The organism is [Clostridium] ammoniilyticum, assembly GCF_025566905.1.
Lineage (GTDB): Bacteria > Bacillota_I > Bacilli_A > Erysipelotrichales > Coprobacillaceae > Faecalibacillus > Faecalibacillus intestinalis.
The window spans coordinates 39,979-60,191 of the sequence record NZ_JAOQJR010000008.1 but is presented as its reverse complement, the minus strand read 5'-3'; the positions used below and the strand labels follow the sequence as shown (position 1 = coordinate 60,191).

General features: G+C 30.0%; 23 protein-coding genes. All 23 read right to left on the bottom strand.

The window, feature by feature from the left end:
* Positions 1-184: 184 nt before the first annotated feature.
* The 23 genes from OCV55_RS08835 to OCV55_RS08725 all read right to left on the bottom strand — a co-directional run bounded on the left by OCV55_RS08835 (position 185) and on the right by OCV55_RS08725 (position 20,211).
* Positions 185-2,083: an extracellular solute-binding protein gene (locus tag OCV55_RS08835; RefSeq protein ID WP_147580396.1), complete on the bottom strand. Its 1,899-nt coding sequence runs from the start codon at positions 2,081-2,083 to the stop codon at positions 185-187.
* The gene (locus tag OCV55_RS08830; protein ID WP_032090203.1) at positions 2,080-2,925 is read right to left on the bottom strand and encodes an ABC transporter permease; all 846 of its coding nucleotides are present in this window, start codon (positions 2,923-2,925) and stop codon (positions 2,080-2,082) included. Before OCV55_RS08830 ends, OCV55_RS08835 begins: the two co-directional genes overlap by 4 nt.
* Complete coding sequence (locus OCV55_RS08825) at positions 2,926-4,503, bottom strand: ABC transporter ATP-binding protein (protein ID WP_032090204.1); 1,578 nt, start codon at positions 4,501-4,503, stop codon at positions 2,926-2,928. It lies immediately after the preceding gene.
* A gap of 15 nt (positions 4,504-4,518) precedes the next feature.
* On the bottom strand, positions 4,519-5,052 hold the full coding sequence (locus OCV55_RS08820) for a helix-turn-helix domain-containing protein (RefSeq protein WP_147580395.1): 534 nt from the start codon (positions 5,050-5,052) through the stop codon (positions 4,519-4,521).
* A 144-nt stretch (positions 5,053-5,196) separates the two neighbouring features.
* Complete coding sequence (locus OCV55_RS08815) at positions 5,197-6,030, bottom strand: prephenate dehydrogenase (RefSeq protein ID WP_032090206.1); 834 nt, start codon at positions 6,028-6,030, stop codon at positions 5,197-5,199.
* A gap of 2 nt (positions 6,031-6,032) precedes the next feature.
* Positions 6,033-6,596, bottom strand: a complete 564-nt coding sequence (locus OCV55_RS08810; protein WP_119363497.1) for a hypothetical protein — start codon at positions 6,594-6,596, stop codon at positions 6,033-6,035.
* The gene (locus OCV55_RS08805) at positions 6,584-6,976 is read right to left on the bottom strand and encodes a hypothetical protein (RefSeq protein WP_147580394.1); all 393 of its coding nucleotides are present in this window, start codon (positions 6,974-6,976) and stop codon (positions 6,584-6,586) included. The genes OCV55_RS08810 and OCV55_RS08805 overlap by 13 nt, the downstream gene beginning before the upstream one ends.
* Positions 6,977-6,978: 2 nt before the next feature.
* Positions 6,979-8,439: a nicotinate phosphoribosyltransferase gene (locus tag OCV55_RS08800; RefSeq protein ID WP_032090208.1), complete on the bottom strand. Its 1,461-nt coding sequence runs from the start codon at positions 8,437-8,439 to the stop codon at positions 6,979-6,981.
* A gap of 65 nt (positions 8,440-8,504) precedes the next feature.
* Entirely contained in the window at positions 8,505-8,759 is a 255-nt protein-coding gene (locus tag OCV55_RS08795) for a LysM peptidoglycan-binding domain-containing protein (RefSeq protein ID WP_022002017.1), read from the bottom strand.
* Between the two features lie 75 nt (positions 8,760-8,834).
* Complete coding sequence (gene rnc / locus OCV55_RS08790; RefSeq protein ID WP_032090281.1) at positions 8,835-9,509, bottom strand: ribonuclease III; 675 nt, start codon at positions 9,507-9,509, stop codon at positions 8,835-8,837.
* Complete coding sequence (plsX, locus tag OCV55_RS08785) at positions 9,496-10,485, bottom strand: phosphate acyltransferase PlsX (protein ID WP_032090209.1); 990 nt, start codon at positions 10,483-10,485, stop codon at positions 9,496-9,498. The genes rnc and plsX overlap by 14 nt, the downstream gene beginning before the upstream one ends.
* A gap of 29 nt (positions 10,486-10,514) precedes the next feature.
* A complete protein-coding gene (recG, locus tag OCV55_RS08780) occupies positions 10,515-12,527 on the bottom strand; it encodes an ATP-dependent DNA helicase RecG (protein WP_147580393.1) in 2,013 nt (670 codons plus the stop codon).
* Positions 12,528-12,535: 8 nt separating this feature from the next.
* The gene (locus tag OCV55_RS08775) at positions 12,536-13,447 is read right to left on the bottom strand and encodes an AEC family transporter (RefSeq protein ID WP_147580392.1); all 912 of its coding nucleotides are present in this window, start codon (positions 13,445-13,447) and stop codon (positions 12,536-12,538) included.
* A gap of 52 nt (positions 13,448-13,499) precedes the next feature.
* On the bottom strand, positions 13,500-13,805 hold the full coding sequence (locus OCV55_RS08770) for a PTS sugar transporter subunit IIB (RefSeq protein ID WP_022002012.1): 306 nt from the start codon (positions 13,803-13,805) through the stop codon (positions 13,500-13,502).
* Between the two features lie 361 nt (positions 13,806-14,166).
* Complete coding sequence (locus OCV55_RS08765; RefSeq protein WP_147580391.1) at positions 14,167-14,892, bottom strand: peptidoglycan recognition protein family protein; 726 nt, start codon at positions 14,890-14,892, stop codon at positions 14,167-14,169.
* 14 nt (positions 14,893-14,906) lie between these two features.
* Positions 14,907-15,407 carry a DUF2829 domain-containing protein gene (locus OCV55_RS08760; protein ID WP_147580390.1) on the bottom strand — a complete coding sequence of 167 codons (501 nt, stop codon included), beginning with the start codon at positions 15,405-15,407 and terminating at the stop codon, positions 14,907-14,909.
* Between the two features lie 2 nt (positions 15,408-15,409).
* Positions 15,410-15,673: a DUF6275 family protein gene (locus OCV55_RS08755; RefSeq protein ID WP_147580389.1), complete on the bottom strand. Its 264-nt coding sequence runs from the start codon at positions 15,671-15,673 to the stop codon at positions 15,410-15,412.
* 112 nt (positions 15,674-15,785) lie between these two features.
* Positions 15,786-16,205 carry a phage holin family protein gene (locus tag OCV55_RS08750; protein WP_032090214.1) on the bottom strand — a complete coding sequence of 140 codons (420 nt, stop codon included), beginning with the start codon at positions 16,203-16,205 and terminating at the stop codon, positions 15,786-15,788.
* A 12-nt stretch (positions 16,206-16,217) separates the two neighbouring features.
* A complete protein-coding gene (locus OCV55_RS08745; protein ID WP_117867820.1) occupies positions 16,218-16,469 on the bottom strand; it encodes a hypothetical protein in 252 nt (83 codons plus the stop codon).
* Between the two features lie 66 nt (positions 16,470-16,535).
* Positions 16,536-16,949, bottom strand: a complete 414-nt coding sequence (locus OCV55_RS08740; protein ID WP_147580388.1) for a hypothetical protein — start codon at positions 16,947-16,949, stop codon at positions 16,536-16,538.
* Positions 16,950-17,075: 126 nt separating this feature from the next.
* A complete protein-coding gene (locus tag OCV55_RS08735) occupies positions 17,076-18,476 on the bottom strand; it encodes a DUF859 family phage minor structural protein (RefSeq protein ID WP_147580387.1) in 1,401 nt (466 codons plus the stop codon).
* A 10-nt stretch (positions 18,477-18,486) separates the two neighbouring features.
* Positions 18,487-19,134 (bottom strand): hypothetical protein, encoded by a 648-nt coding sequence (locus OCV55_RS08730; RefSeq protein WP_147580386.1) that lies wholly within the window; start codon positions 19,132-19,134, stop codon positions 18,487-18,489.
* 3 nt (positions 19,135-19,137) lie between these two features.
* Positions 19,138-20,211, bottom strand: coding sequence for a hypothetical protein (locus tag OCV55_RS08725; protein WP_147580385.1), 1,074 nt, complete (start codon positions 20,209-20,211; stop codon positions 19,138-19,140).
* Between the last annotated feature and the right edge of the window lie 2 nt (positions 20,212-20,213).

Sequence of the window (20,213 nt, the reverse complement as noted above, 5' to 3'; positions counted from 1 at the left end):
TGTTTCGCGTCTCTTATCACGCTGCCCCATTATTATATGCTATAAAAAAATTTTTTGCAATAGTTTTTTATAATTTTTTACAATCTATTTTTTATGGATTTAAAATTTTATACGTATATTCATCATTTTTTTGATTTTATTTTTTTAAAAAAAATTCTATGAGAAAACTCTCATAGAACTTTTATTATTCACTTTTAGCATTAGAGGCTGCGATTTTTACTTTAGCCCAATAATTAGCCATTACCTTTCTTGTTTCAGCATTATAGTTAAAGACTTCATCATATTTATTTGTTCTAATTGGATTGTAAGCATTAATTCCTTTAAAGTCATTTTGCGCTAAATCGTTCATAACTTCCGTGTTTGGTGAAGTATACCCTACATAAGATGAATTACCATAAGCTGCTTCATAACTTGATACATAGTTAATAAATTCATGTGCTAAATCTACATTTTTAGAACTTTGTGGAATAACCATGCCATCACACCAAATATTTGTTCCTTTTTTTGGCATGTAATAACCAATATTTTCATTTTCAGACATAATATAGGTTGCATCCCCGGAATAAACAAGTCCTAAAGCTTTTCTTGCTTGTGCCATGTTATCAATAATTTCATCCGTTACAATTTCTGGTGACATCGTATTAACACACTCTAAAAGCCAATTATAAGCTTCTGCAAGCTCTTTTTCATTATCAGTATTCATAGAATAGCCAAGTGCTTTTAAAGCCATCATAAAGGAATCACGTTCCGAATCGTATAAATAAATGTCTCCTTTATATTTTTGATTCAAGAAAATATTAAAACCTTGTTCTTTTAAATCTTTTTCACTTACTTTTGTTTTATCATAAACGATTCCTACACTTCCCCAAAAATAAGGAACAGAATATTCATTATTCGGATCATAAGATAAATTTTTAACAGAATCATTAATATCTTCTAAGCAAGTGATTTTATCTTGATCTAATGGTTGAATAAGCTTTTCTTGTTTTAATCTTTCAATCATATAATCACTTGGAATTAAAACATCATAAGCTTCACCATTAGCTACTTTAATATACATTTGTTCATTCGAATCGAATAAATCCATAACTACTTTGCATCCCGTTTGTTTTTCAAAATTAGAAAGCAAATTTTCACCCGTATACTCCCCGGCATTATAGACATGTAAAGTTTGTCCTGCATATTTTTTAGTCGAAGAAGTTGTTTTTTGAACAAAAACTAGTCCCATACATACACATGCTGCAACAATTCCAGCAATAATTCTTGGTGCTTTATTTTTTTCTTTAAGTTCTGTCGTTTGAACTTTTCTTTTTTCTCTAATCACCGGAACAACATTGACAAGAATTAAAACAATCGTAATAAAAATAACAATTAAAGTTGAAATAGCATTAATACTAGGATTTACACGTTTTGACATTGTATAAACCATAATACTCAAGTTTTTAATTCCTTTTCCTGTAACAAAATAAGAAATAATAAAATCATCAAAAGACATTGTAAAAGCAATCAAAGCCCCTGAAACAATACCAGGCATGATTTGTGGTACGATTACTTTAATTAAAGCCATCCAAGGTGTACACCCTAAATCCATTGCAGCATCCGCTAAATTTGGATCTAGAGAGCGAATTTTAGGCATAACAGATAATATAACATAAGGAATGCAAAATGCGATATGTGCCAATAATAATGTTGCAAAACCTTTTTCAATATTAAAGGTAATAAAGAATAACATTAATCCAATCGCTGTAACGATTTCTGGATTCATCAAAGGAAAATCGTTGATTTGCATAATTAAATCATGCACGATTTTTTTTGATTTAGAAAGTCCAATTGCACTAATTGTCCCAACAATCGTAGAAACAACTGTCGCAATAATCGCTACTATAATTGTGACATATAAAGATTCCATCATTGAAGCATCCGCTAACATTTTTGAATACCATTGCATCGAAAAACCTGTAAAATGCGTTAATGACTTGCTTGAATTGAATGAAAAAACAATCATAAAGCCAATTGGTAAGTAGAAAAATAAGAGCATTAAAACCATTAAAATTTTTAATAAAGAATGTTTTTGTTTTTTCATACTTTTTTCTCCTTTCTATTACCAGAATTACGTTTTTCAACATATCTTACTAAATACATGATAGCCATCATTACAAAAGCCATAATAACAGAAATAGCAGATCCAAAATTCCATTCTCCTACAGTAATAAACTGATTTTCAATAACATTACCAATTAAGAAATATTGACCTCCACCCAATAATTTAGGAATGAAGAATGAACTTACTGCCGGTAAAAAGACAAGTGCTATTCCACTAATAACTCCTGGTATTGAAAGTGGAAAAGTAACTTTCCAAAAAGTTTGATAGCGATTTGCGCCTAAATCAGAACTTGCTTCTAATAACGATTTATCCATCTTAGATAAAGATGTATTGATTTGTAAAATCATAAAAGGAATAAAGTTATAAACCATTCCAAGTAAAACAGCACCTTCTGTATAAAGAAGTTGTGTTGATTTAAATCCTAATAAATTCAATAATGATTGTAAAATACCTCCATCAGATAAAATACCAATCCAAGCATATGTTCTTACAAGCATATTGATCCACATAGGAAGTGTAATTAATAAAATTAAAATATTTCTTGTTCGATCTTTACAACGTGAAATAAAATAAGCTACTGGATAACCAAGTAAAATGCAAATAATTGTTGTTTTTAAAGCAATTGAAAGTGATCTCCATAAAATAAGTAAGAAATCAGGGTCGGTAAAAAATTTCACAAAATTTTGTAAAGTAAAACTAAAGTTAACAACAGTGTTACCTCTATCAGTTATTGCATAAAAAGCAATAAGTAATACTGGTAAAAGTAGAATAATAATACTCCAAATAATATATGGAAGTGCTAACTGAGAAAATTTTTTCATCTAAAATCCCATCTTTTCCATTACATGAATATCTTCTACTTCAAAAGTCAATCCGACCTCTTGACCTTCTTCTACATAATCTGTTGTATGTACTTTTAATTCTCTACCTTCTGTAGAGAAAGTAACTTGATAGATTCCTTCTTGAATATTTTCAGGATCAAAATCATAATCTACATAAATATCCACTGCTTCATCTTCATTAGATAATTTCCAACCAATAGCATTGGCCCATGTCTTTAAATCTGTATCTAAAGCAACAGACTCCTTAATGTCATCAACTGTTTTAAAGAAGTTAAAAGCACTCACTGCTTCGTTTGCTTTTTCATTTCTTACATATTTTTGGTCAACAACAATGATTTTTCTTGTTGTAGATAAACCTGATGATGTTTGGAAAGTAACTGTATATTCTCCTAATTCCTCTTTTAAATCATGTTCAATTTTACTAATAGAAATATAAGAATCATCACTTTCTTTCCATGCTTGAGCATCTGCTCTAGCAATAATATCGTTATCATCTAAAGAAGCTACTTCTTCAATATCTACATAAAAATCATTTGCTGAAATTCTTTCATCACTATATTCACTTTCAACATCATGGTTTTTAATAACGTTCATGTTCACTTTAACGGTCGTTCCTGGAACAGTTTCTACCATTGCTTCATTCCAAACTCCCTTAAATAAAACACTTAAAACTTCTCCTGTGATTTTTCCTTGTTCTAAAGGCACTATATCAATATCTTCTGGCCTTAAAACAACATCAACTTTTTCATTTGGTTTAAAACCAAAATCAACACAATCAAAGATTTGATCATCAAATTTAACTTTATAATCTTCAATCATTACCCCTGAAATAACATTACTTTCACCAATGAAATTTGCAACATATTTATTAACAGGTTCATTGTATATTTCTTGAGGAGTCCCTACTTGTTGAATTTCTCCGCTTTTCATAATAACGATTTTATCAGACATTGTTAACGCTTCTTCTTGATCGTGTGTTACATAAATAAAAGTAATTCCTACTTCTTGTTGAATTCTTTTTAATTCATATTGCATTTCTTTTCTAAGTTTTAAATCTAAAGCACCTAATGGTTCATCTAATAATAAAACTTTTGGTTCATTTACTAAAGCTCTAGCAATGGCAATACGTTGTTGTTGCCCACCTGACAATGTTGTTACATTTTTATTTTCAAAACCTTCTAAACCAATAAGTTTTAACATTCTCATGACTTTTTGATCAATAACATCTTTTGACATCTTTTTTATTTTTAAGCCAAAAGCAATGTTATCGTAAACATTCATATGTGGAAATAATGCATACTTTTGAAAGACTGTATTTAATTCTCTTTTATAGGGTGGTAATTCCTTTATATCTTCATCATCAAAGATAACAACCCCTTCATCTGCTTCTAAAAAGCCACCTAAAATACGAAGTAACGTTGTTTTTCCACAACCACTTGGTCCAAGCAGTGTAACAAATTCATTTTCATAAATATCTAAGTTAATCCCTTTTAAAACAATTGTTCCATCAAATTCTTTAACAATGTTTCTAAATTTAATGAGTACCTTTTCTTCCATCATTTTTCTCCCCTTTTAAAATATTGGTGGTGTTGATACCCAAATCACTTTCGCTAGAGTATCATGTTTATTGACTATGTAATGTGGTAAATTTCCTTTTAAATAAAATGTTTCTCCCTTTTTTACCTCATATTCATCATCACCATTCATTAATGTAATTTTTCCATGAATAACATATCCAAATTCTTCACCATCATGTGGATCAATTTCCATTGAATTCTTTCCTTTTTTAAGTTCAATTAAAATAGGTTCCATTTCATTTTTTTGAGCATTTGGAATAATATAAGAAATTTTATAATCATCTTGTATATTTTCAAAAAAATCATCTTTACTAAAAACAATTTGTTCATCTTCATCTTCTGAAAAAAAATCTTTTAAATTTGTCCCTAATGCTTCTAAAATATTTTCTAATGTGGCAACACTTGGTGACGTTAAGTCCCTTTCTAACTGTGATAAAAAACCCTTTGTCAATTCACTACGATTAGCAAGTTCTTCTAACGTCAATTGATTTGATAAACGTATTCTTTTAATTTTTGCACCAATATCCATAAAACCTCCTGTTTATTTAAAAAAACTTTTTGTTTTATTTATTAAACAAGACTATTATACTAATAATTATGTTAAGTTCAATATCTTTTTAAACAAAAAGTTTAATATTTTAAACACGATACAAAAAAAAGAAATAGCCTAACGCTATTTCTCAAGATTTCTTCTTCTTTTAGAAGATTCAATAAACATTGCTTTCAAAGTATCTGCATCTTCTTCTTTAATAGCTTTTTTCAAAATGTCCAATTGATCTTCAAAACCTTGGATACTTTTCAAAAGATTATTTTTATTAGTAAAGAATAATTCAGTCCATAAATCCTCATTAATATTAGCAATACGTGTTAAATCACGATAAGAATCTCCAATATATTTACCTGTATCATATTTTTGATTATCACTATCAATCAATGAAACAGCAATAACATGTGGCAATTGAGATGTAAATGAAATAATCTCATCATGAGCCTGTGGTGACATGATTTTTACGGAATGAAATCCTAAATTAGAAACAAATTGTTCCATCATAGCAATGGCACTTTTACTATTTTCTTCATGTTGAATTAAAATATAATTAGCGCCTTGAAAAACTTCTTTACTTGCATAAAGATAACCTTTATTTTCTCTTCCTGCCATAGGATGCCCTGAAACAAATTCAACATCTTTATCTTTCAAAAGATCCATTGCTTCATTTAAAAAATGAGTTTTAACACCTACAGCATCCGTAATGATACTTCCCTTTTTAAATTCATGGTTTTTTATATAATCTAAAACTAATGATGGATATAAACAGATAATCGTCATATCCGATTTTTTGATGATTTCTCGACCATCTACAAACCCTTCTTTTATACATCCATCTGCTTTCGCTCTTGCAAGTGTTTCTTCATCTACATCAACACCATAAACTTCGTGTCCTTGACCTTTTAAAGCTTTTACAAAGCTTCCCCCAACAACACCAAGACCAACAACTGTTATAATCATATTTAATCCCTATTTTTATCTATACGCGGACAATATTTTTTTAAACATTCTAAAACATGTTGACTATTTTTTTGATTTGTCTTGTATAGATATTCATTTCCTTTCGCTCTAATTATTAAATGATATTTATTTTTATTTTCTATAATTTGAACTTTTTTGATACTTCTATATAATACTTTCTTCCCATTTATATTTAATTCATCTTTTTCAAAAATCAATACCGATTCATACGTTAAATAAGCAACAAGTGGTACAAGCCATGTCACCATAATTAATGGTGATGTCATTGAAACAACTTGAACAACATGAAGATATATCAATAAACAAGAAGTCATTAAAACAATATATGATAATATATACAAATAAATTTCATATCCTGTATAAATAACTTCTTTTGCTTTAAAAAGCGTTCTTCTTTTTCTAAAAGTAAGGATAATCAATGCATAACTTACAAGTAAGATCATAAAAGTAAACATTCCCATAAAAGCATCACTGTTTCCTAATGATACAATTCCTGTAAATAATGAAACAACCCCTAAAGCAGTTAAACAAACTAATTCAGCCATGATGTAATTGCCATCGAAAGTGCAGAAGATGCACCTAATAGAATAAACATAAATAAGAATCTAGAAATAAATGGAACTACTTTTATTTTTTCTTTATTAATTAAAAATCCTGTAAAAACGATCACTAAACTTGTAATAATTCCATGCCCTAAAACAAACGCGAAAGTTGCATTTAAATATTGCATCATAAATGGAATAATCAATAACGTTACAAGTAAAAAATCAACAAGAAAAACACATACTGTTTTAATATTTAATTGGACCCATTTAAAAGTAAAATTCTTTTTGAAGACATCTTTATTTGTTTCAACAATTTTCTCTTTTTGTGTAAATTCAAAACTTTTCTTTGTTCTTTCTACTTTTCTATCAAATCTTGCCATTTTTATTTTCTCTTTTCTTCTAACATTTTAATTTTAAAATCTAATAAATTTTTAGTAAGATCCACATAATAATTATGTGGGAACTCTAATCTAAATATTTCATCCCATAAGCGTGCTTTTTCTTGCATTGAATAATCTCTAATTTCTTTTACAGACAGTTCTTGATAAACAAATTTTCCATCTTCAAATATAGGAACTTGTAATTCTTCTACTGTATACGTATTAGCTTCAATTGTTTTAAATTTCCAAATATCAGATTGATGATAAATCGTTAAATCTTTTGTACAATCAATTTCTTCATCATAAAAAGCAATTAAATCCGCTATTGCTTTTCCAGTTTCATTTTCAAATAAACGATATACACGTTTATAACCTGGATTGGTAATCTTTTCAGTATTTTCTGAAATTTTAATTTTAGGAATAATTTGTCCATTTTTTTCAATAGCTACTAATTTATAAACTCCTCCAAATACTGGAGATGATTTTGATACAATTAAATTTTCTCCAACTCCAAATGAATCAAGTTGCGCTCCTTGGTTTAATAAAGAGCGAATCAAATATTCATCTAAGGAGTTTGAAGCCGAAATACTTACATATGTAAGACCCGCAACATCAAGCATTGCTCTTGCACGTTTTGATAAATATGAAATATCTCCACTATCCAAACGAATTCCTTTTAATTTTTTACCCATTGGTTCTAAAACTTCTTTGGCTATTTCAATGGCATGAGGTACTCCACTTTTTAAAGTATCATACGTATCAACCAATAAAACACAATCATCTGGATATGTAAGTGCATAAGCTTTAAAAGCTTCATATTCACTATCAAATGATTGCACAAAAGAATGTGCCATTGTTCCTACTACAGGAATATCAAACATCTCACCTGCTGAAACTGTAGCTGTTCCTGCTACCCCTCCAATATAAGCTGCACGAGCTCCATAAGTTGCACTATCATATCCTTGAGCACGTCTTGCTCCAAATTCCATAACGGGTCTTCCTTTGGCTTCTTGAACAACACGATGTGCTTTAGTAGCAATTAAAGATTGATGATTAACTGTTACTAATAACATCGTTTCGATAATTTGTGCTTCGATAAATTTAGCTTTTACAGTAATCAATGGTTCATTAGGAAAGACTGGTGTACCTTCTTTCATTGCATAAATAGAACCTGTAAATTTAAAATCTAATAAATAATCTAAAAAGTCTTCATCAAATTTTTGAAGTGAACGGAGATATTCAATATCTCCTTCACTAAAATGTAAATTCTTTATACATTCAATTAATTGTTGTAATCCTGCAAAAACTGCGAACCCTCCATTATCTGGGTTTTTTCTATAAAACATATCAAAATAAACAAGTTGATCTTTATTTCCTTGTTTAAAATAATTATATGCCATTGTCAACTCATATAAATCCATTACAAGAGTTAGATTTCTTTCACTTCCTGCATGTTTATTCATAAAATTCTCCTTCATTGTTATTTTTACGAATATAATAAGCTTTTTTTTAAGAAAAATCTAGTCCATTAAAAATATAATTCATAAGAATCTCTTGATTGTACCATTGGCATTGGTCCTTGAGGAATAAAAGGAATATATAATTGTTGATCTGGGTAAATCATCATTTGTTGATCAAGTTTATTCATACAAGCGATCCATTCTATTTTAGTATTAAAATTTCTTGCTATCCGATAAACATTATCTCCCGGTCTTACTGTATAGAGATAGATATCACCTACTCTACGGGGATGAATGACTCTTTCATATTCTTCATCAAACATATTTTGCCTCCTTCATTTTAAAATATGTTTTAAAATAAAAAATGTCTAGGCAAAAAAATAGATAGCATTTGCTATCTATCTGGCTAATTTTTTCAACGCATCCTTTGCAGCCTTTTGTTCTGCTCTTTTTTTACTAGAACCTTTTCCAGTTCCTAGGGTCATATCATCCATCATGACTGCCACTTCAAATTCAGGTGCATTCGCTGGACCTGTTGTTGAAAGTAATGAATATGTGACTGTCTTTCTTTGATCCGCTTGAATCAATTCTTGTAATTTTGTTTTAAAATCTGTGATATCATCATAGTTGACATCTTCAACATGTTTATAGATTGTCATATCTAATATTTTTAAAACATATTCGATACCACAATCTTCGCTTATTGCCCCAATAAAGGCTTCAAAAATATCAGCTAAAACACTATTACGATCTCTACCTCCATTATGTTCTTCACCTGCACCTAAGAAAATTTGTGCACCTAATCCTAATTCACGAGAAAAACGAGCAAGTGATTCTTCTCTTACTAGTTTAGAACGTAAAAGTGTCAATTCTCCTTCTGGCTTTTCAGGATATTTTTCATAAATAAACTTTGATACATAATATTGTAAAACTGAATCACCTAAAAATTCTAATCGTTCGTAATTTTTTCCTTTGTTTTCATTTGTATAAGAAGGATGTGTAAAAGCTTCTTTAAATAAATGAATATCTTTATAAGGAATGCCCATTACTTCTAAAAACTTACCTAATTCCACTTTCATCTAGACCTACTTTCATTTTTTCTACTACATTTACTTCAACCATTTCAAAAGCTAAATTCATTGCACTTTCAAAAGCTTTCGCGTCACTTGCACCATGTGCTTTAACAACTGGTTTTACAAATCCCATCATCAAGGCACCACCTACACCTGCAGGATCAAATTTTGTTTTTAATCCTTTTAAAACTGGTTTAGAAATAACTGCCCCTAATTTATTACGTGTTGATGCCATAAAACCATCTTTTAATGCAGACATCATAGATAATGCAACACCTTCAATTGTTTTTAATGTAACATTTCCTGTAAATCCATCCGTTACAATGACATCCACATCACCTCTTAAGATTTCTTTTCCTTCAATGTTTCCAACAAAATCAATTTGTTCAAGTGTACTCAAAGATTGATATGTTTCTTTATGGATCTCATCACCTTTATGTTCTTCACTTCCAATATTTAACAGGGCAACTTTAGGTTTTTGAATATGTCTAACATTTTTAGCATAAACATTTCCCATAATTGCAAACTGAACGAGTTGATCTACTGTATTTTCAGCATTTGCCCCTACATCTAACATGCAAACACCTTTATCATTTAAAGTGGGAATTGTTGCCATTAAACATGATTTTTCAATTCCTTTAATACGTTTTAAAAACAACATTGCACATGCATAATAGGCTCCTGTATTTCCACAAGATAATACAGCATCAACTTCGTTATTTCTTGCTAACATCATAGCTTTTACTAAGCTCGATTCTTTTTTTCTACGAATTGCTAAAATATTTTCTGTCATTTCAAAGATTTCTCTAGCATCTATTAAAGTTACTTGAGGATGATCTTTCAATGCTTCTAATTCTTCAATTTTTCCTACAACATAAAGCTCATCTGTTTTATTTTTATTTAAAAATGATTGGCAGGCTTCTACAACAATAGAGCTACCTAAATCACCACTCATGGCGTCTATCGCTAATTTCATGTTCTCACCTCTTTTAGCATTATAACACATTAATCAATATATTCATTATTCTTTATTAAATTGTTTTTTATTTCTGATAACAATTTTATAATTTTTTCATCATCTTGATGTTGATTCATCGCTTCAAAAGCATCTTTTCTTGTAATTTCTAAAATATGATAATCTTTAAAAATATCTCCTATCATAAAAGTTGGTAAACCACTTTGCTTTTGACCCAACAAATCTCCAGGTCCTCTTATTTTTAAATCATATTCAGAGACTTCAAATCCATCATGATGATTTTCTAAAAATTCTAATCTTTCCTTTTGTTCAGAATGTGTTGCCTCTGATAAAAGATAACAATATCCTTGTTCCTTTGATCTTCCTACTCTTCCTCTCAATTGATGAAGTTGAGATAAACCAAATCTTTCTGCATTATAAATAACCATCATATTTGCATTACTTACATCAACTCCCACTTCGATTACTGTTGTTGAAACAAGAATCTGTATTTTATTTTCTTTAAATGCATTCATGATTTTATTTTTTTCTTCATCACTCATTTGTCCATGAACTAATCCAACTTCGTATTGTCCTTTGAAATATTGTGCCATTGCTTTTGAAATATCACTTGCATTTCTTCCAGTGATTGCTTCACTTTCATTTACAAGAGGACAGACAACATAGCATTGTCCTCCCTTTAAAAGATAATCTTTCAAATCTTTTAATATAGGCTTCATTGATGTTTCTTTAATAAACTTTGTAATAACTTTTTTTCTCCCGTTAGGAAGTGTTTTAATCGTTGAAACATCCATATCTCCATATAAAGAAATAGCAAGTGTTCTAGGAATCGGTGTTGCTGTCATTACTAAAAAGTCAACTTTATTTCCTTTGTCTTTTAACGCTTTTCTTTGTTCAACACCAAAGCGATGCTGTTCATCAGTAATAACCAGACCTAATTGATTATATTGTACTTTTTCTTGAAATAAAGCATGTGTTCCAATAATAATATCAATTTGTCCATTTTCTAATTGCTGATAGATTTCATTTTTTTCTTTTTGTGAAAGATGACCTGTAAGTAATGCGATATTTATTTTATATTTTTTAAACATTTTTTTTAAAGACTGATAATGCTGAAGCGCTAGTATTTCTGTTGGTGCCATCATAGCTCCTTGATAACCTGCTAAATAATTAGCATATAAACTAATTGCTGCAACAACTGTCTTTCCACTACCAACATCACCTTGAACAAAGCGATACATTAATTTTTGACTTGTTAAATCTATTAATATATCATCAACGACTTTTTGTTGGTCATCTGTTAATTGAAAAGGGAGCTTTTCAATAAAGTGAGTCACTTTTTCTTTGTCTATTAATTTTGAGATACCTATATTTTGTGTGCGATTTTGTTTTATATATTGCATTGTCATTTGAAATTTAAAAAATTCTTCATATTTTAAGTATCTAAGTGCACTAATAACATCACTGCGTGTTTGCGGTTGATGTATTTTAAACAAAGCGTTTTCTTTATCTATCAAATGATATTTTTGACATAAATATAAAGGAATAGTATTAGCAATATGTCCTTTATAAAAATTAAGTGCTTTATTGACATAACCCTGAAAACTTTTTTGAGTGAGTCCTTCTTTTAAAGAATATACTGGTGTTATTCCAGAAATTTCTGTTAAGCTCTTTAGTTTTAAGTCACTAGCTGTAATTGCTTTTTTAGAAGCACTGTATTTACCAGTAATAGTAAGCATCATTCCTACTTGCATATTTTTTTTCAAAAAATGACGATTAAATATCGTAATTGTTAATGGCTCTTCATGATAATTAACATGAAAAGTCAATCTTGAAAGTCTTCCTTTATAAAAGATTTTAGGTTCATCAATAAGCTGTGCTTCAATAATGACCTTCGATTCATCATGTAATGGTGTTTCTAACATTTCTTCAAAGCGATAAGGATAATGTTGTACTAAATCTTTTACAGTATAAATAGATAATTCATTTAACTGTTCTATTTTATTTTTATTTATTTTTAAAACTTTTAAATCGTACTCCATACACTCACCTACGCAAACATGATAATTAAAACAACTAAAACGGCAATACTGATAATAATTGAAAGTGAGCTCGAAATAGCTGGTGCATCACGATGATAACCAATATTTTTTGAAAAAACAGCTGAAACAGTTGTAATAGGCGCAGCCATTGCTAAAACAACAATTTTTTTAGCAAGCATTGGAATTGGAACAATAAAATAAACAATACTCATTAAGATAGCACCAAAAAGCACACGAATCAAAAGTGTTTTTAAAACTATTTTCATTTCCGAAGGATTTATTTTAACTTCTAATAAAAGTCCAATCATAAACATCGCTAAAAATCCATTTCCTGCTCCTATAAAAGAAGCCACTGATAAAATTGGTTGAGGTATTGAAATTTTAAAAAGTGCTAAAACAAAAATTAAAAGATATACATCAAATGGAATTGATGAAAATAATTTTTTGATTACTGTTTTAGGAGTCAATTTTTGATTACTGCTTGCTACACTTCCTGCTAATGCATAACTTCCTCCTAAACACATAATTGAATTCCCTACATCAAACATGCATAAATAAGCAACTCCCATGCCTGGGAAAAAGCTTTGTACAAACGGCATAACAAAGTTTCCTATATTATATCCAGAGCAATTGATCATATAATATCCTTTTAAAATGTTTTCCTCTTTTCTTGAAAGTATAAAAGAAATGAAAAGCATGATAATATTTGATGCTAATCCTATTAATAATAAAATAATCATTGATTGATCAATTGTTACGCCACTTGCATTTGTAAGTAAAGCACAAGGTAATGTTACATTCATAATAATTGTTGCAATTGTTAAACCATCTCTTTTTTCTAAAACATGCACTTGTTTTAAAATAAACGCTATTATAATTACAAAAACAAAACCTGCTGCCTTGATCATAATTTCAGCCATTTTGATTCCTCCTGAATTTTATTATAGCAAAAAAAAACATCGCTTAGGATGTTTATTTTTTAATTAAATCTAATGCTTGATTTAAAACAGCATCTCCGTTCATACTTGCAAAATCACCATCATTAATTAAAGCGCATGGAATAACCCCATGAACCATTTCTTCAATTTTAGATAATTCTGAAGCAGATTGTGGCGCTAATAAAACACAATCAGCATCTGCCCATGATAAACCTACAGATTTAGATCCAACTGCCCAACACATTACTTTAATATCTTTTTGTTTAGCAGATTCTTTCACTGCATTTACTAATTTGTTTGTTGTAACCCCTGATACACAACATAATAAAATCTTATACATATTATACTACCTCTCTTTTTAATAATAAATTACTGACATAATTATATTCTTTTTTAATTTTTTTTCTATAAAAATACAAATTTCTTTTTTCAAATTTTGAAAATCTATTTACGTAATACTGCGGTTTTGGGGCGATTTGTTACTAATTTGTTACTAAACAAGTACGTTTTAGTGATAAAATTCATTGAAAAAATAGAAATTCCTATCCTTATTAATATATACATATATACAAAAAAACAACCCTAGCTAAAAAGCTAGGGTATTTAAATGTAAAATATTCAATTGTTTCTTGACGTCGAATGATTTAACTAAAATAATTCAGTTATAATACAAATATTTTACATTTTGATTATACAATAAATTAAACTTTTCTTAAATAGTCTCCACATAACCATCCGCTAGGAGTTCTTGCCCAACCATTTTTCCATTCGTAAACAGTTACACGTGTTCCCTTTTCAAGACATCCATCCTTATCTTTATCATGTTTTTGGCCATCTTTTGTTAATTCATCATGTCTTTTTCTACGATAACCAGTTCCTGGTCCTGTTCTTACTGATAGATCGCTTGCTGTTACTTCATATGTTCCTGTTACTTTTTCATTTGAAGTAGGTTTAGCGGTAGAAGTTTGAGAAGGTGCAGGTGCTGTAGCAACAGTTCCATTTACAATTGCACCAAATGGAAAATTAGTTCCTGGACAATTAGTAGAACATACATCTTTATGTTTTTGAACTTTAGAAATTCCGTATTTATTTTTTAAGTAAGTTACTAATTCTCTACCTGCATTGATTTGAGTTTGTGACATTGTTTCTGTCATGTAGCTTCCTTCAAAGCAAATTCCAATTGAATCACTATTTGAACCTTTAGCATGTGATCCAATAACATTTTCAGGTCTACCACGATAAATAGACCCATCTTTTCTAACAAAGAAATGATAGCCGATACCTGCCCAGCCATTTGCTAAATGCCAGCTATGAATATCATCTGCAGTACATGATTTTGATTCAGCGTGGTGTAAAATAATTCTCTTTGTTGAAGTTCTATTTTTTAAACTACCATTCCAGTTATATGTTTTTTCAATAATATTCATTTTTTATTTCCTCCTTAATTTTCTTCTGCAAAAATCCAATCATTTGATAACATGTCACTTTGACTTGCTAACCATCCTAGCTGTACACCGCTTGTGCCATGGAAAGCAATTGCTTTGTTACCCATATCTACATGATCTACATTAATTACTTCATCATTAGGTGTTTTAAAAGATACATTTGTAGCAAGTTCAATATACTGTTCTTTACCGTTCCATCCCTTGCGCTTTACTTTTAAGCCACGTTTTAGATACTTGATTGCTTCATCAAATCCAAAAGTAGCAAACCCGCCTAATTCAGGACAGTTTTCTTCATTGGCAACCATCCAATCATTACTACAAATATTTAAAGTTGTATATTCAACTCTAACTGTTTCTCTAATATCTAATTCTTTGCCTTCTTTTGTGTGCATGATGATTGTTTCTTTTTCATTGTCATAAAACCAATAGCCACCCCAAGAAGGCAATTTTATTTTCATTCCTTGTTTCATTAATTCTAAAGCTTTTTTAAATTCCATAATTATTCTCCTAATTTAATACATTTATTTTCAAATTTCTTATAAGCATCAAAGTATAATTCTTGCTTATTGCCATTGTAGGTTAATTCATAATACATTCCATCATCTAATGTTGTACCTAATAACGCCTTGTGATTTTGTAATGTTTTAGCATACCAAACAACGTAAACTTCAAAATCAGGTTGTTCCTTACTTTTATCCAAATGATCTTCTGTATATTCTTTTACTTCTTCTTTACATAATTCAATAAATTCTTTTGACCCCATTTTTATAATCTCCTTTGTTCATAATTTCGTTTTTCTACCTTTTTAAAACCGTTTAACAACCATTTTTCGCAATTTTTGGTTGTTATTTAAAATAAAAGAGTAGCCATTTAGACTACTCTATTTCTTTTAGATCTTCTTCATTGTTTAACTGTTCTAACGCAGTTTTGATTTTATTTGGAATTGGAACACCTAGATTAGAAATGTTTTCTAATAGGCTAATTCCTTCATTCGCAATATAGAAATACGCTACAAGCGTTCTAAATACCCAAGTGCCACCATTTCCAAGCATACGATCTAATTCCACTCCTACAATAAGAACGGCTAGAATCATGCATTTTTTAATTAATCCTCTAAAGCCGACCTCACTATTAAGTGTTTTAATTACATAAGCATAAATTACACCTGTCACATAATCTAATACCATGAATGTAATTAAAATCTTTAAAGCTAAATCCCAGCCACCAAATAGATACGTAAAAAAAGTAGCTAAGATAGCTACTGCTGTGTTGAATACTTTTTCCATATTATTCATTTTCCTCACCTTCTACTTAAGAAATACAACACTGTATCCCTTTTCTAAGCCAACAAATGTATCATTAATTGTATTAACAGTTAACATTGTATTTGCTCCAGTATAACTATCATTTTGTTGTTCATCTTTAACAACTACTCTAAATAATATATAATCTCCTGCTTTTAAATTCTTTGTATCAGTAATATAGAATTTATTAACTTGTACATCATTAAATGTTTTTTCACTTACATCTAATGTATATACGTTTGTTTTGTTATCCATATTTTGTCTCCTTTTTTTAAATTGTTTTGATAAATTTGAGAGTTGCGTAATCAATTACTATACATGTTAATCAAAATCATGATAAACGTTTTTTGTATAATACAAAATGGCAGTAACACTATATCCACTCCAGTCCGAACTGTTGTTGATTATTTGAATGCTATTTCCATTTACTCTTGCAAACATATCATAGAATGTGCCCGATGTGACACTAGAATAATAAACAACTGGCAATCTATAAAGACCATCGTCTCCTTGAACAAATACATCATAATCAACAAATTCACTTAAATTAATGATATCATGCTTGATATTTGACGTTTCAGCTTTAGATAGTACCCCTGTTGCTTTTATAACTTTTGTATATATTTTTTTACCATCAATCCAATATTCACCCGTAAACTGTTCTTCAGTAGAATACTTAAAATAAACATCCTTTTTTCTCAAGAACATATTCTTTGGTGGTTTTAGAAATTTCATACACAATCACCACTTGGCCCACTAATTAAATTAGCGCACCTTCTTTCTTCTTTGGAAATGCAATATCTAATAGTAAATATCGCACCCCCGAAGTCTTTTTTGATTTTATACATAATTTTTTTCCTCCTAATCATCATAATTATCAGTTACTCCAAACATATACAACTGTTCTCCATCAGTATTACAAAATCCATACCCTATATTGATGAAACCATCATATTTAGCTACAGTTCCTAAACCTAAAGCGCTTTTGTTTTTGGAAATATTAAAAGGTATTTTAGCAACTGTGATTGTTGCTGTGATACTTGCGCTATTGCCTACAGTATCAGTTATAGTACATATAACATCATATGTTTCGTTTAACGAGTATCCACTAAATACATAATTTCCTTCACTTGAAAAGCTTGTACTTTTAGAAATGTTATTTATTTTAATAGCTTTGCTTGCTATTGAATTGCCAGTTATTGCTGAATACGTAAATACTGGTTTGACACAAATATATGTGCCACCGGATACATCCTTTGTACCACTTGAATTACTTCTGAATGCCTCCATAGAAATAGTTGGATAGGAATACCCAGTAACATTGATTGTTTTTGTTGTAGAAGCTGTAAACCCTCTACTGTCAGTAACTGTGACTGTATATTTTAAGCTTCCACTATCCCTGATATTTGAAGTTTGACACGTATTTTTACTTCCTGCATAGCTAAAGTTATTGCCACTAACCGCATAATTGGTAATTGTTGCTCCATATTTAGCTGTTGCTGAAATAGTAAATTTAATATTGGATCTATTTTGTAAACATAGACTTCCAAAGGGATCAATAATACTTGTTACAACACTATTTATAGTTGGTTCAGCATTTGTCATCTGATATGTTCTATCGTGATAACTTGCCCAGGAACAGTTATTTGAATATAGTCCTATACGAATAGTACATGTTTTTCCTTTACATGCTTCTCTTAACTGTTTTCTTTCATCATTAGTAAGTTCCCATGTAAACGTACCACTCGTACCACTTAATGTCCTTTTAGCATAATGTTCTCCATTAGGATTAGGCTCTAGCCAACATTCCATATTGAAATTACCTGGATTACTGTATTTGAACCAAGGATTATCAGTATCTTTGAAAGTTGTTGGTGAATCGATTATATTGGCTTGTCGAGGAATAGTGGTTAATGTATGTGTATATCCATTTTCACTTGAACTGAATCTATCATGACTGATCCAACCACTTACACCGATTGACTTTGAACCATCACTATTATGTCCTACAGTTACATCCCAAGTTCCTAATCGAATTGCACTGGAAGTAATTTTTTGGCCAGTACCTATTCCAACACTATATACTGTTCCATTTATACGAGCATATACTGTACCATTACCATATGTTGTATATCCTGTATTTGTACGCCATACATCAATCCAAACACGAACAACTGATGTATTAGAATTGATGTCATATGACAATTCTTGCGAATTAACACTGTAATTTATATATTTATTAGTGGTTCCAAATGTTGCCATATATTACCTCCTACAAAATTAACAATCCTAAATCTTCATCATAAATAATTTGAAAAGTACCTAGATTGATTTGTTTCATTACAACTGCTTTAGAAATGTTTAATTGCTGATTTGAAAGATAAGCTATTCTTTTATCATTTTCATAAAAGCCAAGTTCAGTATTAGATAGCCTTACATCAAATGGACTATTACTAGATCCTAATTTTAATACTCCACTTTCAAATTTTGCCCATTGAGAAATTTCTTCTTTAGTAGCAACTCCTGTTAGCTTATCAGTAATAGAATTAATATTATTAGTAACTAACTGAATTGAACTGGCATTTTGAATAATTTGAGAACTAAGACTATTGATAGATGTTGTATTATTAGTAGTTGTTGTTTGCAGTTCTTCTACTAATGATGTTAATGAGTTTTTTAATTGAGTTATCGCTGAATTATATTCAACTGATATTTCTTGTCTCATATTGTTCATATCATCAGCATAATCGTTAACAATCTCCCAAGTACCACTTGAACTGTCATATCTTTTTAAAGTTTGTGTAGTTGTATCAAACCACAACTTTGTATGATCACTGGGTGCAGTTGCACTTCTAATACTTGCATCTTCTCCATCATCAATTCTAATCAAAGTCAGAATTGCACTAGATTTAACTGCCATATATTATCCCTCTAATTGTGCAGTATATGTTGCTTTGTTTGTTACATCCCCTGCACTAACCGTGAATGTTTGACCAGTTCCAACGGCAGTTGTACCAGCATCTTTGTACCATTTAATAGTTCCTAATGCTGTAATAGCAGCGCTAGTTAATTCTGTAGCACCTTTATACACATGAGCCGTTAAAGTTGTGGCGATTGCAGTATTCTTAAATACATTTCCATTAGACGAAGTAATATTCATATAGATTGCATCATCACCTTTAGCACCTGTTTCCCCTTTATCTCCTTTATCACCTTTTGCCCCGTTAGCACCATTTTTAGATACAGTATAGCTAACAGCTGTCTTACTGTCGCTGTAAGTCACTGTTACTCTTGTCCAAATATATTGCCCAGCAGTTGCTGTTGGTGGAGTTGTAGACCATCCACTAGTTGGTGTTGTTGTTCCACTTGTTGATTGAACGTATTCAGTAACTGTTTTAGATACTGTAGGTGATGAACCATTAGCACCTTGTCTAGCGACTGAATAAGATACTGTAGAAGTACCATCACTATAAGTTACTGTTGTTTTTGTCCATAAGTAGTTTCCTGCGCTAACTGATGGAATAGTATCTTGCCATCCACTAGTTGGTGTTGTTGTACCACTTGAAGAACCGACATATTGAATTGATTTAGATGAGATTTTAACACTTGTACCTTGAATTCCTTGATTTCCTTTAAAAGCAATAGAATAAGAAAATACTTTGTTAATAGTTACTTCATTTACCGTTCCCTCATTAACAGTTACTGGTATAGTGAAACTACCTGTTTTTGTTAATGCACTGGTTGCAGTAATTGTGATAGTAGGCATTGGAGTCTTTCCATCACTAACAGCACTAATACCTGTTGGGCATGTAATTGTACCTATTTTAGCGGGGACTGTTTCAGAACCTTGCAAAGCCATTACTTGTGTGCTTGTTGTTTGAGTTCCATTAACAGCAGTAGTAGTTCCTAAAAATGTATAGTTATCATTTGTTAATATGACGGTATATCCATCCGTCATATCTAATAAATCTACTTGATTACTAGCTTTAATTGCCATTT